The sequence below is a fragment of the Bifidobacterium callitrichos DSM 23973 genome (assembly GCF_000741175.1).
Taxonomy (GTDB): Bacteria; Actinomycetota; Actinomycetes; order Actinomycetales; family Bifidobacteriaceae; genus Bifidobacterium; species Bifidobacterium callitrichos.
Window position 1 is genome coordinate 1 of the sequence record NZ_JGYS01000016.1, and the last position, 16,208, is coordinate 16,208.

General features: G+C 65.3%; 13 protein-coding genes and 3 pseudogenes. 3 read left to right on the forward strand and 13 right to left on the reverse strand.

Annotated elements, in window-relative coordinates:
* From BCAL_RS13980 to BCAL_RS08690, 3 genes and pseudogenes are all read right to left on the reverse strand, one after another.
* Positions 1–1,339, reverse strand: a pseudogene (locus BCAL_RS13980) (DEAD/DEAH box helicase); the annotation flags it as partial.
* A 161-nt stretch (positions 1,340–1,500) separates the two neighbouring features.
* Positions 1,501–2,213: pseudogene (locus BCAL_RS08685) on the reverse strand (SDR family oxidoreductase).
* A gap of 160 nt (positions 2,214–2,373) precedes the next feature.
* Positions 2,374–2,604: a hypothetical protein gene (locus BCAL_RS08690; protein ID WP_043164185.1), complete on the reverse strand. Its 231-nt coding sequence runs from the start codon at positions 2,602–2,604 to the stop codon at positions 2,374–2,376.
* Between the two features lie 48 nt (positions 2,605–2,652).
* On the opposite strand from BCAL_RS08690, the gene BCAL_RS08695 reads away from it, so the two are divergent.
* Positions 2,653–2,946 carry a helix-turn-helix transcriptional regulator gene (locus BCAL_RS08695; protein WP_043164389.1) on the forward strand — a complete coding sequence of 98 codons (294 nt, stop codon included), beginning with the start codon at positions 2,653–2,655 and terminating at the stop codon, positions 2,944–2,946.
* 474 nt (positions 2,947–3,420) lie between these two features.
* Here the strand turns inward: BCAL_RS08695 and BCAL_RS08705 are convergent.
* The 3 genes and pseudogenes from BCAL_RS08705 to BCAL_RS12350 all read right to left on the reverse strand — a co-directional run bounded on the left by BCAL_RS08705 (position 3,421) and on the right by BCAL_RS12350 (position 6,467).
* Positions 3,421–4,728 (reverse strand): annotated as a pseudogene (locus BCAL_RS08705) (uracil-xanthine permease family protein).
* Positions 4,729–4,829: 101 nt separating this feature from the next.
* The gene (locus BCAL_RS08710) at positions 4,830–5,660 is read right to left on the reverse strand and encodes a histidine phosphatase family protein (RefSeq protein ID WP_043164190.1); all 831 of its coding nucleotides are present in this window, start codon (positions 5,658–5,660) and stop codon (positions 4,830–4,832) included.
* 198 nt (positions 5,661–5,858) lie between these two features.
* Entirely contained in the window at positions 5,859–6,467 is a 609-nt protein-coding gene (locus tag BCAL_RS12350) for a L,D-transpeptidase (protein WP_081887398.1), read from the reverse strand.
* 271 nt (positions 6,468–6,738) lie between these two features.
* Here BCAL_RS12350 and BCAL_RS08720 point away from each other — a divergent pair, with 271 nt between their 5' ends.
* Positions 6,739–7,524 (forward strand): SDR family NAD(P)-dependent oxidoreductase, encoded by a 786-nt coding sequence (locus BCAL_RS08720; protein ID WP_043164194.1) that lies wholly within the window; start codon positions 6,739–6,741, stop codon positions 7,522–7,524.
* Here the strand turns inward: BCAL_RS08720 and BCAL_RS08725 are convergent.
* The 5 genes from BCAL_RS08725 to BCAL_RS08745 form a co-directional block, all read right to left on the reverse strand.
* A complete protein-coding gene (locus tag BCAL_RS08725; protein WP_043164196.1) occupies positions 7,521–8,498 on the reverse strand; it encodes an AEC family transporter in 978 nt (325 codons plus the stop codon). The two genes, BCAL_RS08720 and BCAL_RS08725, sit on opposite strands and share 4 nt — an antisense overlap.
* A 33-nt stretch (positions 8,499–8,531) precedes the next feature.
* Positions 8,532–8,864 carry a branched-chain amino acid transporter permease gene (locus BCAL_RS08730; RefSeq protein ID WP_043164197.1) on the reverse strand — a complete coding sequence of 111 codons (333 nt, stop codon included), beginning with the start codon at positions 8,862–8,864 and terminating at the stop codon, positions 8,532–8,534.
* Positions 8,861–9,640 carry an AzlC family ABC transporter permease gene (locus BCAL_RS08735; RefSeq protein WP_052118978.1) on the reverse strand — a complete coding sequence of 260 codons (780 nt, stop codon included), beginning with the start codon at positions 9,638–9,640 and terminating at the stop codon, positions 8,861–8,863. The genes BCAL_RS08730 and BCAL_RS08735 overlap by 4 nt, the downstream gene beginning before the upstream one ends.
* 152 nt (positions 9,641–9,792) lie before the next feature.
* Positions 9,793–11,697, reverse strand: coding sequence for a beta-glucuronidase (uidA, locus tag BCAL_RS08740; protein ID WP_052118979.1), 1,905 nt, complete (start codon positions 11,695–11,697; stop codon positions 9,793–9,795).
* Positions 11,698–11,831: 134 nt separating this feature from the next.
* A complete protein-coding gene (locus BCAL_RS08745) occupies positions 11,832–12,395 on the reverse strand; it encodes a TetR/AcrR family transcriptional regulator (RefSeq protein WP_043164199.1) in 564 nt (187 codons plus the stop codon).
* Between the two features lie 244 nt (positions 12,396–12,639).
* On the opposite strand from BCAL_RS08745, the gene BCAL_RS08750 reads away from it, so the two are divergent.
* Complete coding sequence (locus tag BCAL_RS08750; protein ID WP_043164200.1) at positions 12,640–14,073, forward strand: MDR family MFS transporter; 1,434 nt, start codon at positions 12,640–12,642, stop codon at positions 14,071–14,073.
* 18 nt (positions 14,074–14,091) lie between these two features.
* Here BCAL_RS08750 and BCAL_RS08755 read toward each other — a convergent pair whose 3' ends face one another.
* A complete protein-coding gene (locus tag BCAL_RS08755) occupies positions 14,092–15,486 on the reverse strand; it encodes a UTP--glucose-1-phosphate uridylyltransferase (RefSeq protein ID WP_052119001.1) in 1,395 nt (464 codons plus the stop codon).
* 189 nt (positions 15,487–15,675) lie between these two features.
* On the reverse strand, positions 15,676–16,179 hold the full coding sequence (locus BCAL_RS08760) for a very short patch repair endonuclease (protein WP_081887395.1): 504 nt from the start codon (positions 16,177–16,179) through the stop codon (positions 15,676–15,678).
* Between the last annotated feature and the right edge of the window lie 29 nt (positions 16,180–16,208).

A 16,208-nucleotide genomic window follows, 5' to 3' on the forward strand; every position in this document is an offset into this window, starting at 1 on the left:
CCCGGCCGCCTCTGCCGTTCCCGCCGCCACGCGGGTCGACGGGCGGCTGCGTCTCGTCGAGGCTCCAGTCCTTGACGATCGGCGCCTTGACCCCCATGAGCTCCTTGACCTCGTCCGACGGCGTGCGTGACCTTCACCGGCCGGACCGTGATCCCCGCGGCCTTCAGCAGTCGGGAGACCTCGCGGCGCTCGTAGGGCAGCACGAGCGTGACCACGTCGCCGGCACGGCCCGCTCGCGCGGTGCGGCCGGAACGGTGCGTGAACGACTTCGGGTCGGCGGGCGGGTCGACCTGGACGACAAGTTCGACGCCGGAGACGTCGATGCCGCGCGCCGCCACGTCGGTGGCGACCATCACGTTGACGTCGCCCTGCTCGAACGCGGCGAGGTTGCGGTCGCGCTGGTTCTGGCTCAGGTTGCCGTGCAGCTGGGCCGCGGGCACGCCGCTGTTGGTCAGGCTCTTGGCGAGCTTCTTGGCCTGGAACTTGGTGCGGGTGAACAGGATGCGACGTCCCGTGCCGGAGGCGAGCTGACGGACCACCTCGAACTTGTCGGCCTTCTCCACCTCGAACACGTGCTGGGTCATGAGATCCGGCTCGGCGTTCACGTCGTCGACGCTGTGAGTCTTGGGGTCATGCAGGAACTCGCGCACCAGCTCGTCGACGCCGTGGTCGAGCGTGGCGGAGAACAGCATGTGCTGCGCGTCGGCCGGAATGCGCTTCAGAATGCGGCGCACCTGGGGCAGGAAGCCCATGTCGGCCATCTCGTCGGCCTCGTCGAGCACGACGATCCGCACGTCGGACAGGGTGAGCAGGCGCTGGTTCAGCAGGTCCTCGAGACGCCCCGGGCAGGCGACGACGATGTCGGCGCCAGCCATGAGGTCGCGCACCTGACGGTTCTGCTTGACGCCGCCGTACACGGTGGTGGTGGTCATGCCCGCCATCTGCGCGAGCGGCTGGATGACCTCGTTGATCTGGTTGGCGAGCTCGCGCGTCGGCGCGAGGATGAGCCGCGTGGATGCGGGTGGAAGCCGCCGGCCTCGCGTTCGACGAGATGCTCCCGGCGGATGGCCTTGACGTTGCGGCGGTATTCGGCCATCGGCATGCCCGGCTCCCACGCGGCCTCCATGAGGCGCGCGGCGAGCGGGATCGAGAAGGCGAGGGTCTTGCCGGAGCCGGTACGGCCGCGGCCGAGGATGTCACGGCCGGCCAGCGAATCGGGCAGGGTGTCGGCCTGGATGGGGAACGCCTCGCTCTTGCCGTCGGCGGCGAGCACGCGCAGCAGCGGGCCGGGTACGCCGAGATCGGCGAAGGTGGGACGGTCGTCGTCCGCGGCCGGCATGTTCGGCTCGACGGACGGTACAGAAGAATCGGTAATGGGCACAGTGGCCTTTCATATGTAGGGAAAAACGCGCGTTCGGCGCAAACTCCCCTACACTACCCCATGCCCGATACTTTTGACTTCGCTCCGTCCTTGCGCGACCGCGCCCACCTGCGGCGGCATCACCGGTAGTTGCGTTCGATGAGGATGTCGGAGACGGTCAGGTTGGCGTCGTTGACGAGGTTGAACAGGATCACGTCGCGAGCTCGCCGGGATCCATGAACGTGTGCTGCTTCTCCTCGGAAACGTAGTCGTGGCTGTCGCGGTAGAAGTCGGTGTCGATGCCTCCGGGGTACACGCCGACGATCTTGACGCTCGAGCCCTTGTAGGCGGCCTTGAGGCTCTGCGTGTAGCCCTTCTCGCCCCATTTGGCGGCGCAGTAGACCGATTCGTTGGCGTTGCCGCGCGTGGCGGCGGTGCTCATCACGTTCGCGATCTTGAGGTCCGTCTCGCCGTCGGCTCTGAGCGTCTCGACGCTCCACAGGATCATGCCCTTGAGCCCCTTGAGGCAGCGGTCGACGTCGGCGCCCTCGTAGGCGGTGGGTGTCTTGAACGAGGGTTGTCCGGCGTTGTTGATCAGCAGGTCGATGTGGCCGAGTCCCGCGATCTTCGCGACGGACTGCCTGACGAACGCCTCGTCGGACACGTCGCCGACGAAGGCGCGGTACGAGTCGGCGGTCAGCTCGTCGACGAGCGTGGCCTGCCGTTCGGTGTCGAAGTCGATGCCGGCCACGAACCAGCCGCGTTCCGTGAGGCGTACGGCCAGTTCGCGACCGAGCCCCGAGGCGCTTCCGGTGACGATCGCGATGCGCTTCCCGTTCGTTGCGTGAGCCATGATGATTCCCTGCCTTCCGACCTGTCGTCGCGGTGATGCCGTCGATGGCGCCACCGCCGGTGTTGTCGATCACGGTCAGCGTATCGAACCGGTCAGACGCGTCTCGCCCGGAGTCGCACGGAGCCGCCCGGAGCCGAGGCGGGAATCGGATGGCCATATTTCAGCCGATCTGCGAGGCGGATGCAGGCATCCACATCGCGAACCAGTTCTCCTCGTCGGGGTGGGAGATACGGTCGGCGGCCCAACGACGGCATGCCATGAAGAACCTGCGCATGAGACCGTCATATGCCGCCGCAAGCCGCGCGGCCGGGAGTTTGCCAGAGGACCCCAGGTCCTCCGCGCCTCTGAGGATGTTCACGGTGGCGTTTGAGTGGGTGTATATCGCGGTCATGGCGATCAGCGCTCCTTTGACCGGCGCGATCGCCTTACCGTGCTGCGCATGACCGGACTGGTCCAGCGCCAGTTCGCCGAACCGCTGTCGCTGGACGACATCGCGGCCGCCGGCAGCGTGGGTCGCAGCCGCTGCTGCGCGCTGTTCCGCCGTTATGTGGGCCGCACACCGAACGAGTATCTCACCGACCGGCGGCTGGAGGAGGCGAAGCGTCTGCTCGACGGCACGAACGGTTCGGTCGCGGAGATCGCCCGCACATGCGGCTTCTCGTCGTCGAGCTACTTCATCGGCGTCTTCCGCAGACGCACGGGCCTGACTCCCAAGGCCTACCGGACGAGATAGGAACGGCCGTCGGGAACAGCCACCAGCCGATGCGACGTCTCCTGCGAGGCCCGTTCGGACTGTCCCTTCTCCCCCGGCCGGTCCGTAATGATGGTCGAACCGGGGATGCGCTGCCAGTCAACGCGGAAATCGATGAAAATCGCGTTCAGTGGCAGTATCTCGTGCCACTGAACGCGATTTTGGCCGCGTTCGTCATTGAGTGGCAGCAACAAGCCCGTGAGGCATGGTTTTCCATTGGGACGCGACTCTCAAAAGCGTTGGAAAATAGCCATTCTGACATCGTGACAATTCACACCGAGTGATAGGAGGTAGGTGATCGCTGCCACTCAACGCGAAAACTGCCGGAAATCGTGTTCAGTGGCAGCATATCGTGCCACTCAGTGCGGATTGCAAGGATTATCGCACTGCGTGGCAAGGAGCCAACAAAAAGGCCCCCTGAAAGGGGACCGAATGAACAGCTACCGGACGCGGTGGCTACTGGATGTCGGGATCGTCCTTGTCGATGGTGCCGGTGGCCTTGCCGACGGCCTTGAGACCGTGGTAGGCGACGAGGATCGCGATCGTGCCGATGGCGATGCCGTTGAACTGGATGCCGTTGAACGCGAACTCGAACTGGCCGATGGCGATGATCATCACGATCGCGGCGACCATGATGTTGAGCGGCTTGTCGAAGTTGACCTTGTTCTCCACCCAGATGCGGATGCCCATCATGCCGATCATGCCGTAGAGCAAGGTGGTGACGCCGCCGAGCACGCCGGCGGGGATCGTGTTGATGATCGCGCCGAACTTCGGGCACAGGCTCAACAGAAGCGCGAATCCGGCGGCGCACCAGTAGGCGGCGGTCGAATACACCTTGGTGGCGGCCATCACGCCGATGTTCTCGCCGTACGTGGTGGTGCCGGAGCCGCCGCCGAAGCCGGCGATCGCGGTGCCGAGGCCGTCGGCGAACAGGGCGGTGCCCATCTGGCCGTCGTAGTCGCGGCCGGTCATCTGCGCGACGGACTTGACGTGGCCGACGTTCTCGGCGACGAGCACGAGCACGACGGGCAGGAACATCGGCAGGATCGAGAAATCGACCTGCGGGGTGTGGAACTGCGGCAGGCCAACCCACGCGGCCTTGCCGATCGCGGAGAAGTCGACCTGACCGCGGAAGCAGGCATACACGTAGCCGACGATCACGCCGAGCAGGATGTTGAGGCGTCCCGCGAGGCCGCGGAACAGGACGGCGACGAGCAGCACGGCCAGAAGGGTGACGAGCGCGGTGTCGGGGGCGACCTTGAAGTTGTTCCACACGCTGGGCGCGAGGTTGAAGCCGATGATCGCGACGATGGCGCCGTTGACGACCGGCGGCATGATGATGTCGATCCACTTGGAGCCGGCGTAGTGCACGGCCACGCCGATCAGGGCGAGCAGCAGGCCGGTGACCATGATGCCGAAGCTCGCCACCGGAATGCCCTTGCCGGAGGTCGTGACGGCGACGATCGGCGCGATGAACCCGAAGCTGGAGCCAGGTAGCTCGGCAGCACGTTCCTGTTGATGAGCAGGAACAGCGCGGTCGACAGCGCGGTGAAGAACAGGGTGGTGGACGGGTCGAACTTGGTCAGGATCGGCACGAGGAACGTGGCGCCGAACATGGCGACGACGTGCTGCGCGCCGATGCCGGCGGTGCGCACCCATGTCAGACGCTCATCGGGTTCGACGACCTCGCCGGGGCGCAGCGTCCTGCCGTCCCCCGTGCAGTTTCCATTGGAAGATGTTGCCTTTGGGCGCGGTTGTGCTCATATGAGGCTCTCCTTACCTTCTTCTCGCGCGGGCATGACCTTCAGCCCGCGGATCCGAAGCCATTGTAGTCGCCTCGGGGCACTATCCGGTTCACCCGCCGTTCACTTGCCGTAATATTCGCGCAGATGCGGGTCGACGGCCTGCACCACATCGACCAGATCGCCGTTGGACAGGTAGGGGCGTTTGAACTCGCGCCACTCGTTGACCTTCACCTCCCACTTGCCGGTCTCCTCGTTGAACACCGGGCGGGCGGTCTGCTCCCAGCGCACGCGCTTGGAGGTGCGTCCGGTCTCCGGATCGCGGCGCGTGTAGTGCAGACACGTGCAGTTGGTGATCGCCCAGTCCGGCGAGTCGGCTCGGTGGAGGAACTCCTCGTCCGAGAGATCCTCGATGGTGAGCATCATGGCGAGCATGAAGTCGCCGTGCGTGACCATGACGACGCTTCCCGCGTCCGACTTGCGCGACAGGGAGGTAAGCACGTTGTGCACGCGGTCCTCGGCCACGTCGGCGATGGATTCTCCTGCCGGCGGACGCCAGTAGAGCGGATCGGTGTTCTTGAACATCCAGTTGCGCGCGTAGTTGGTGCGGAATTCGTCCTTGGTGATCGTGTTGATCTCGCCCCAGGAGCGTTCGCGGATGACGCGGTTCTCCTCCCACTTGGCCTTGGGCAGGGCCATGGTGGCGGCGGTCTCACGCGTGCGCACGTATGGGGAGACCATGTAGCGGTCGAACAGCTGCTGCTGGCCGACGAGCCAGCGTCCGATGCAATCGGCCTGCTTGCGGCCTACGGCGGTGAGCCTCCACGAACGGTCCGGCACGGTGACGTTGTCCTGCGTGTACAGGGAGTTGTCCCCCCTGTTGCCGGCGTTGACGATGACGTTCGCCTCGGATTCTCCATGCCGAATCACATACAAATCAAGCGGCATGCTCATACGGTGTTCTCCTCGTTTCGGGTTCCTTAGAAGAGTTCCTTGAAATACCCGCACCAGCGTAGTCGATGCGCGCCGTCGAGGTCCATGCGAGTGCGCCGGAGGCGGAAAAGTTCATCGAACGTTCAGACGAGCCGGCTCCGCGGATGCGGCTGCGGTCAGGCGGTCGGGGTATGCGACGTTAAGCGACGTATGCGGCCGTCAGGCGATGGTGACCGGCGTGCCGGACGGGATCTGATCGTAGAACCACTTCGCGTCCGCGATGCTGAGCCTCACGCAGCCGTGCGAGGCGGGACGACCCAGCTTGTCGCCCTCATCCGCAAGGTACTCTCCGGCGTTCTCGTTCGTCGGCACCGAGTGGAACAGGTATGGTCCCGTGATGCGCACCCAGTAGTCGGCGCCCATCCTCTCCTCGGGATTGTAGAAGTGGTCGCCGCGCACCCCGATGGTGAACGAGCCGTGCGGCGTGGTGTCGTTCATGCCGGTGCTCACGATCATCGAGTAGATGGTCGCGCCGTCCGATTTGATGTAGACGCGCTGCTTGGCAAGACTCACGTCGATGCTGAGGTTCCGGTAGTGCGACAGGTCCGGCTGGGCGCCGCCGGTGGGGTTCGTCCAGCGGGCGCGGGCGAGCTCCTGGTTGACCGCGGGCACCTTCCCACGGGCCAGTGCCGCCGATTTCTCGGACTTTTTCGCGGTGTCGGCGGTATCGGCGCCGACCGTCCTGTCGGCCGCGGTCTCGACCTCGGCGACCGACGCGCTCGCCACGACGCTCGCTCGATCCGCCTCGACACTGCGCGCATGCCACATGAGACCCGTCAGACACAGGACGACGGCGAGCACCGCGCAGACGGCGATCTGTGCGATGAGAATGATGTCCGTATGGCTACGGTGCCGACCGACGTATTCCGATTCGCGATCCATCTTCCGCCCCCTTGGTGTTCCGGCTGGAATATCCCCGGAATATCCGAAATCCGACACCTCATGGTACCGGATTCATCGGACCCGCGACAGGCGTCGGACGTAGAATCACCCGTAGGAATAATCACGTCCAGCGATCACGGAACGCAAGGAGACGGACATGGCATACGCGGTGGTCACCGGAGCATCGAACGGCATCGGACGGGAGCTGGCGGCCCTGCTGGCGCGCGACGGCCATGACCTGGTGGTCGTGGCACGCAGCCGGGCGGGGCTCGACCGGGTGAGGGCGGTGCTGGAGCGCGACTACGGCATCCGGGTGAAGACGTTCGCCGCGGACCTGTCCGAGGACGGTGCGCCGGAGCGCCTGCACGAGTTCACCCGCTCGAGAGGCCTTCAGGTCGACACGCTGGTCAACAACGCCGGATTCAGCGAATGGACGACGTATCTCGACGGCGACTGGGACCGTCAGCGGCGGATGATGCGCCTGAACATGGAGGCCCTCGCCACGCTCACCCGCCTGTACGGGCGGGACATGCGCGACGCCGGAGACGGCAGGATCCTCAACATCTCGTCGGTCGCCTCGATGATGGCCGGCCCCTACATGGCGATGTACTTCGCGTCGAAGGCGTTCGTACGCTCGCTGTCCGAGGCGGTCGCCTACGAGCTCAGGGGCACCGGGGTGACGGTCACCTGCGTGTGCCCCGGCCCCACGTCCACCGGGTTCGCGAAGGCCGCGCACATGTCGGGACGGAACTTCTTCACGATGACCAGACCCGCCACGGCCCGCGGACTCGCCCTGTACGCGTATCGCAGGATGAACGCGGGCGACGTGCTCGCCTATCACGGGGCGTTCACAAAGGCCGGGGCGTTCGCCGAACGCGCGTTGCCGCGCGCGCTCACGCGCCGCATCGCCGCGTTCATGAACGGAGGACGGCCGAAGATCTAGAACACGAGGAACGAGACGGCGGTGAGCGTGAACAGGCTCGCCACGGTGGTGGCGAGCACCATGCCGATCGCGTATTCGGGCTGGTTGTGCTCGCGTTCGGCGAACATGACCATCGTGCTCATCGTGGGCAGGCCGGAGATGAGCGTCATCATGTGCACCATGTCCGGGTTCGCCGGCGTAAGGCCGAGCATCGGCGGCACGAACGTGAGCAGTGCGTAGAATCCGATCGGGAATGCGAGCATCTTGGCCAGGATGCCGACGTACAGTTCGTATTTCCTCAGGACCCCGGTCCAGTCGCGGATCGCGAACAGTCCGCCCAGATACACCATCGACAGGGGCGAGGCGACGCCGCCGAGCTTCTGCAGCGGGGAGAGAAGCACCCCGGGCACGCGCACGTCGGCGAGGATGAGCACGACGGCGAGCACGACCGCGATCAGGGCGGGGCTTATGAGCGGGGAGAGACGGTCCAGCCAGCCGTGCGACGGACGTTCGTCGGCGACCGACTGGCGGTCGTCGACCTTCTTGCACGTCCACACGCCGTACGTCCACAGCAGGAACTGGTCGACGATGCTCATGAGCGCGAAGTAGAGCGCACCCTTGGTGGGAAACAATGCGATGACCAGCGGCAGTCCGATGAATCCGGCGTTGCCGAACACGAAGCATCCGCGGAACATACGGCCGCGCTCCCGCCTCAATCGCAGCACGTAGGACAGTGCGGTGAACACGGCGATGAGCAGGCCGTACATGATGAGGGTCATCACGATGATCGCGTCGGATCCGATGAGATCGGCGCGCGTGGTGCCGGCCACGGCGTTGGAGAACACCAGCAGCGGGATGCCGACCTTGAGGATCAGCGAGCAGATGCCGTTCAGCGCGGCCTCGCCCAGCACTCTGGTCTTCACGCAGATGTAGCCGACCGCCATCATCACGGCCATGCCGATCATCTGGCCGAGCACGATATTGAACTGTTGCACGCGACTTCCTTTCCCTCAGATCCCCGGAACGATTCAGAACACGAGCTGGACGAGCAGCATGTAGACGATCGTGCCGCCGGCGATGGAGACGAGCATGTTGCGCCGCCACAGGTGCAGGGCGACGATCGTCAGGCAGGCGATCAGTTCGGGCAGACCGTGGTCGCCGGTCAGGATCGGCGTGTTGCGCAGGGCGTAGACGACCAGCAGGCCGGTCATCGCGTAGGGCAGCACCTTGCCGAAGTATTCGATGATGCGCGGCGGCCGCTTCGACTCGGGGAACACGAGGAACGGCACGAACCGGGTGAGCATCGTGCCGGCCACCACGGCGAGGATGGTGAGGATCCCCTGCAGGACGGTCATGGTCATCGCGCGGTCTCCTTCCCATCGGCCGCGGTCCCATCGGCCACGGTGCCATCGGTCGCGGCGGCCGGTGCAAGATCGTCGAGCCAGGGACGCAACGCGACGAACAGGACGATCATCGCCGCCATCGCCGGGATCATGAACCCGTCCGAACCGAACAGGACGAGGCATGCGATCGATACGCCGACGCCGATCAGCGCGCTGATCCTTCCGCGGCGGCCGGTGTCCCCGCCCATCCACTGCTCGAGGAAGATGACCAGGAACATGGCGGTCAGCACGAAGTCGAGGCCGTCCGTGTCGAACGGCAGGTTCGCGCCGAGGATCCCGCCGAGCGTCGCGCCCGTCACCCAGTACGACTGGTTGAGCAGCGTGACCCACAGGTACAGCCATCCCCGGTCCACGCCCTCGGGAACGTGGACGGACGAGTTGACAGCGAACGTCTCGTCGCACATGCCGAAGATCAGCAGCGGACGCTTCCAGCCAAGGCCGCGGAACCGTCCCAGCATCGACAGCCCGTAGAACAGATGCCGCGCGTTGACCATCAGAGCGAGCAGGAACGCTGCCAGCGGGTTGAACGCGGACAGGAGCAGGTTCACGGTGACGAACTCCATGGACCCGGCGAAGATGAACGCACTCATGCACATGGGCCATACGAACGAGAATCCCTTGGTGCCCATGAGCATGCCGTACGAGCAGCCGAGGAACAGGAAGCCCAGCGCGATCGGCACGGTCAGCGGGAACGCCGCCTTCAATGCCCTGATCCGTACGCCGCGCTCCGCCATGCTCCCGCCTTCCGTGCTGCAATCGACTCCTCGTGTGGTCACCCGGGGCAATATAGCACCGTTCCCGCGCAGGCGGGAACGCGATGCTCACATAGTCGGGGTGTTCACGCCGGATGTCGAACGTCAGACATGGAGGCGGGCCATAGCGTCCGTCAGGATCGGCAGTCGGGCATCGTCGCATCCGCGAATCGCGCGGCATCGCTCCAGCGCTCCCTCAGCAGGAACGCGGCGGCCTTGGGCTGGCGGTCGCGGGTGAACGCGCCCTTCCGGTTGCCGTCGACGCGCATGATGCCCTCGCCGGTCTGGAAGTCGCACAGGTTCCACATCTGCTCGCCGACGACCGCCGGGTAGGCGTCGAACACCTCATGCTGCATCCTCAGGTATTCGCACTGGTATTCCTCGCTCCACTGCACGCTGGGCAGCTTGTGCACGCCGGCGGCGGTGTCCGCGCCGTATTCGGTGAACACGAACGGCTTGTCGGGCTCGACCTGCATCCACCGGTCCATTTCGGTCATGAACGCGGCCTTCGCGCCGGACAGCTGGTAGCCGCCCTGCACGTACCAGCCGTAGTAGCGGTTGAGGCAGATCACGTCGGCGAACCCGTGGCATCGGTCGCGTCCGGCGGCCGCCATCATGAGGTTCGTGTAGGTCAGAGGCCTGTGCTGCGGGTCGAGCGTGCGCGCATGGTCGAAGACCGCCTGGAAATACGGTACGGCCGCCTCGGATGCGGAGTCGGGCTCGTTCATGAGGCTCCACATGATCACGCTCGGATGGTTGCGGTCGCGCGTGAACAGTTCGTCGAGTGCGGCCCTGTGCACTTGTAGCGTGCTGGTCATGACGTCCGGATCGTCGAAGAACCCCCTGCCGCGATGCTCGTCATCGTCGTTGGCGGCGTCGAGGAAGTTCATGAGGCTCTTCATAAAGCCGACCGCCGCGACCTCGTCGATGACGAGGAAGCCCTCGCGGTCCGCCAGTCGCAGCTCCTCCTCGGAATACGGGTAGTGGGAGGTGCGGAAGGAGTTCGCGCCGCACCATTTCATGAGTTCGAAGTCGCGGGTGACGACGGCGAGGTTCTCGCCGCGCCCGTTGATCGCGCTGTCCTCGTGGCGGCCGAAGCCCCTGAGGTACACGGGCCGGCCGTTGAGCAGGATCTCCCGGCCCCTAACCTCCACGGTGCGGATGCCGATCTCGTCGTGGTACTCGTCGATGACGCCGCCGTCCGCCGCGGCCGCGTTCCCCGTGCCGTCGAGGATCGTGAATTCGATGCGGTACAGGTGGGCGTCGCGCACGTCCCACAGCCGCGCGTGTGCGACGACGAGCTCGCCCTCGACGCCCTGCGCGTCCGCCACGACGCTTCCCACCTCGTCGATCAGGCGCACGCGGAGCGTGTCCTCGGATCGCAGCCCCCTGGTCCCGACCGTGTAGTGGACGATGGCGGAGCCGTCCTTGTGCAGCTCGTACGTGGTGGTGTATCCGGTGACCGCCTCTGCCGGCACGGCGATGAGACGCACCGGGCGCTGCAGTCCCGCGTAGTTGAAGAAGTCGAAGTACGGTCCGGACACCTTCATGCCGTCCGGCAGCTTGCCGGTGGTGCCCGCCGGCAAGCTCGCGTGGCTGAGCTCGTTGTTGAGGCGGACGACGAGGCGATTGGTCTCGTTCCAGCGCACCGCGTCGTTGACGCGTACGGCGAACGGCGTGAATCCGCCCTCGTGCGAGCCGACATGGACGCCGTTGACGAACACGTCGGCGCGATGCGTGGCGGCGTCGAAGCGAAGGAACAGGTCCTTCTCCCGCCATTCGCCGGGGGCGACGAATTCGGTCTCGTACCAGAAGTCGCCGGTGTATTCGCGTGACGCCTTGTCGGTGAACAGGTCGTTGAAGCTTGCGGGCACGGGCACCTGCGCCGCGTCGGGCAGACCGCTGTCCGGCCAGCCGTCCCGCTCCCCCGCGCTCTCGGGGTCGAAGCGGAACCGCCACATGCCGTCGAGGCTCTGCATGCGTCTCGTCGCCGTCACCTGCGGGTACAGCAACGCGCCGTCGTTCGTCATCGTCATCATGATCCACGTCCCTTCCACGCGTCCGATTCCGATGAACACCTTACGCCCGCTGGCCGATGGTCGCGTCTGCTCATGGAGGAACGAAAAAACGGACGGACTGCGGCCCGCCGAGGCATATCACGAATTGGTCGGGCTTATCCTCGATTCAGGGCGATGCGGCGGATGCCCTCGCGGATCGTCGCCGCGTCCTTCGGGGTGCCGCCGAGCGCGCGGTGGAGGGTGAGTCCCTCGATCATCGCGTCGATGAGCTGCGCGGTGGGTTCGTCGAAGAACCGTTCGAGCTGCTCGAGCGAGGCGGTCATCCACCGGTCGGTCAGGTCCCGGTAGGCGGGGTCTCGGGCCGCGAGCGTATAGAACTCGAGGTTGATGGCAAGATCACGCTGCGTGGCGAGCAGATCGCCTTCGATGTGCCGGGCGATGATCTCGCACGCCTCGTCCACGGTGCGTGCGTCGCGCATGCGCCCGGCGAACACGTCGATGCTGTGCTGCACGAACCGTTCGAACGCCTGATGCAGCAGATCGGACATGCCGTCGAAATGGTAGGTCATCGATCCGAGCGGCACGTCCGCCGCGGCCGCGACCGCGCGATGGGACGTGCCGGAGACGCCGCGTGCGGCGATCACGTCGAGGCAGGCGTCGATGATGCGCTCCCGGCGCTCCGGATCGAAACGCCGCTGCGGGCGAGGCTCCTGAATCATATGAGCGACATTACACATCGAAACGTACAGGAGCACGTACAGGAGCACGTACGGGAACGAGCCACGGGAACGAACGCGCTTGTTGTCCCCATGGCGGATAGACTTGTCGTCGTCATACCGGCAGGGGCTACGGTGCCGTTCCCGATCGCATCGACGTACGGCCGCATGCGCGGGGGAACATCGGCAGCGACCGAAATCAGCTGGAACTTCCATACGACTACGACTGCTGATGAGAGGTGTATCCATGGGTTCCGTCACATCCACCGCATCCGGGGCGCACGACGATCCGACGACGTCCGAGGGCCGTCCTCCCCTCCTGCCGATCATCGTGATGATGATCGGCAGCTTCACTGCCATTCTCAACCAGACGCTGATGACCTCCGCGCTGCCGCATCTGATGCGCGAGTTCGGCGTCACCAGCAACACGGCGCAGTGGCTGAGCACCGGGTTCATGCTCACCAACGGCATCATGATCCCGGTGAGCGCGTTCCTGATCCAGAAGTTCACCACCAGACAGCTGTTCTTCTACGCGGTCGGCATGTTCCTGTTCGGCACGCTCGTGTGCGTGTCCGCGCCGGGCTTCTGGGTACTGCTGCTCGGACGCGTGCTGCAGGCCACGGGAGCCGGCATCCTCATGCCGCTGCTGCAGACGGTGCTGTTCGTCACGTTCCCGCCGGACAAGCGCGGCACGGCGATGGGCTGGTTCGGACTCGTGATCGCCTTCGCTCCGGCTCTGGGACCGACCCTGTCGGGTCTCATCATCGACTTCCTGCCGTGGCGGTTCCTGTTCGTGCCGCTTATCGTCATAGCTGTGGCGGTGCTGGCGGCGGCCGTGCCGAGCGTGCGCAACGTGACCACGCGCACCGATCCGACCATCGACGTGCCGTCGATCGTCCTGTCGACGCTCGGTTTCGGCGGTCTGCTGCTGGGCTTCAGCCTCGCCGGACAGTCGGGCTGGACCGCGCCGGACACGCTCGGCTCGCTGGCCGTGGGCGCGGTGACGCTGATCGTGTTCGTCCATCGTCAGATGGGATTGAGCCAGCCGATGCTCAACTTCCGCGTGTTCTCCCGGCCGATGTTCACGCTGCCGATGATCGTCGTGGTGCTCGTCTTCGTCACGTTCATCACCTCGATGAACATCCTGCCGATGTACATCCAGAACTCGCTGGGGATGACCGCGCTGCAGTCGGGTCTGCTGCTCATGGGAGGAGGCGTGGCCGAGGGCGTCTTCAATCCGATCGCCGGACGCCTGTTCGACCGTATCGGCATCCGTCGCATCGCACCTCCGGCGATCGGACTGGTCGCCTTCGCCGCATTCATGCTCTCGCGCATGGGAGCGGACACGCCCGCATGGTGGCCGGCCGTGTTCTTCACGCTGATGATGACGGGGGTGGCGTTCTGCCTGATGCCGCTGACCACGACGGCCCTCAACCAGCTGACCGGCCCGCTTCTCCCCCATGGCACGGCGATGAACAACACGCTGCGCCAGACCATGGCCGCGATCGGCATCGCCATCTACTTCACGGTGATGACCACGAACACGCTTCCCGCATCCGTGGCGGGATCGGCCGAAGCCGGCCTCGCGCACGGAGTGGATACCGTGTTCGTGGTCTCGACGGTCGTGGCGCTGGTCGCGTTCGCCCTGTCGTTCCTCGTCAGGGACGGTTCTCGCGACTGACGTCGGATCCGGCTGGCGTCAGATCCAGTTGTCGGGTTCGACGCCCTGCGGGCCGACGTACTCGCCATTCGGCACGTAGCGGGACTCCCCCTCGTCCTCGAGCACCGCGTCCGAGAACATGCGCACGTCACGGCCGAACGTCCAGTCGCCGTTGATCGTCACCGACTTGGCGGCGGCGAGCGACGGCACGCCGTACGGGAAGCGCTCGTCGAAGTCGTGGATGTTCTTGTAGTACTTCGGGTCGAGGGTCACGTTCGGGAAGATGTAGTTGCCGTCCTCCATCTCGTACGTGTCGGTCAGGTGGAAGCGGTCCGATCGCATGATGAACAGGTCGTCGGTGGTCTTGACCGGCAGGAAGCGCATGCGGTCGACCTGCACGCAGATCGCGCCGTCGAACAGGCCGATGGCGGCGCCCATCGCGGTCTCCAGCTGGATGACCGGAGTCGAGTCGGGATCGGTGGGGTCGACGGTCTTGTGGTTGCGGATCACCGGCAGAGGCAGCACGCCGTCGTATTCGGCGAGCTTGGCCTTGAGCGCGTCGACGCGCACCCAGATGGAGTTCGTGTTGAAGTACGGGTGCTTGTCGATGTTCTGCGCGTCGGCCTTGTCGTCGGCGTGGACCTGGCTCATCTCGCGCAGCATGAGACGGCCGGTGCTCCGGTCGCGCACGATGTGGCCGCCCTTGCGGTCGGCGTAGGTGCGGCGGGCGACCTCGACCATGAACGGCGCCCCCGTGTTCTCGAAGTACTGGGCCAGCGTGCGCGAGGGGCGTGCGCCGAGGTTGTCCGAGTTGGAGATGAACAGGTATTCGAAGCCGTTCTCCTCGAGCTTGTCGAGCAGGCCGGACTCCCAGATGGTGGAGAACAGGTCGCCGTGTCCCGGTGGGCACCATTCGAGGTCCGTGTCCTCGGGGAAGGAGACCGGCGCGCCGGTGGTGGGGTCGATCTTCGGTTCGACGTGCTGGACGATCTCCATCGGGATGTTCTCCTGATGGAACTTGCGGTTGTGGTGCAGCACCTTCATCGTGTCCTTGGAGGTGCGGAACGAGTTCATCAGCGTCAGCGGCAGCTCCACGCCGAGACGGCTGCGGGCCGTGAGCACCTGGCCGAGGATGATGTCGATGAATCGCATCTGCTTGGCCTTGTGGCGGCGCACCGGCAGCAGCGACTTGGCGCAGTCGAGGCCCATCGACGTGCCGAGGCCGCCGTTGAGCTTGAGGAACGCGGTCTTGGCGAACGCATCCACGGCCTTGTCGTGGTCGATGGTCTTGTAGACGTCGTGGAAGCTGGGAACGTCGACGAGCGGCTCCACGTCGGCCTCACGGATCCAGCTGGACGCCTGCTCGTTGCGCCATACGTCGTACAGACGCCTGAACTGGTTGATGGCCATCTCGCTCATGCCATGCTCGCGCATCTTCGCTGCTGACTGGTCGAACACGTCGGACACTCTTGTTCCTCCTCTGTCTGCTGTCCGCGGCAGGCGCGCGACGCGACTGACGCGTTTTGAAAACTGGTGTCCAGTCTAGTGGCAAAACGGCGGTTTGCGTGCAAAGGGGGAATGACGGGGGTAAAGGATTCGTGAACTTCGCCGATGGGAGCGTTCTCATTGGGGCGTGTCGGCAGTATCGGCCACGTCGGCGTCATCGGTGCTGTCGGCGTCATCGGAGGAGACGGTCAGGGCTGCGGTGATCTGGTCGTATAGCAGCGAAAGACGCGCCTGACGCGACGTCTTCGCCAACTCGCACTCCCACACGGTGATGACACGCCATCCGGCCCGTTCGAGTTCGACGTGCTGGGCGAGGTCCCGTTCGCGGTTGCGCAGCAGCTTCGCGGTCCAGAACTCGACGTTCGACTTCGGGATCGAGCATTTCGGGCAGCCTTCGTGCATGTGCCAGAAGCAGCCGTTGACGAACACGATCGTATGGTATTTGGGCAGCACCACGTCAGGGTGCCCCGGGTAGCGTCTGTCGTTCTTGCGGAACCGCAGCCCGCGGCGGAACAGATAACTACGCACCATGGTCTCGATGGACGTGTCCTTGCCGCGGATGTGCGACATCGTGTACGAACGGGTGCCTCGAGCGTATTTCTCTGTTTTCGTTGTTGCCATCGCCGTCCATCTCGTGCTGCGTATGATCG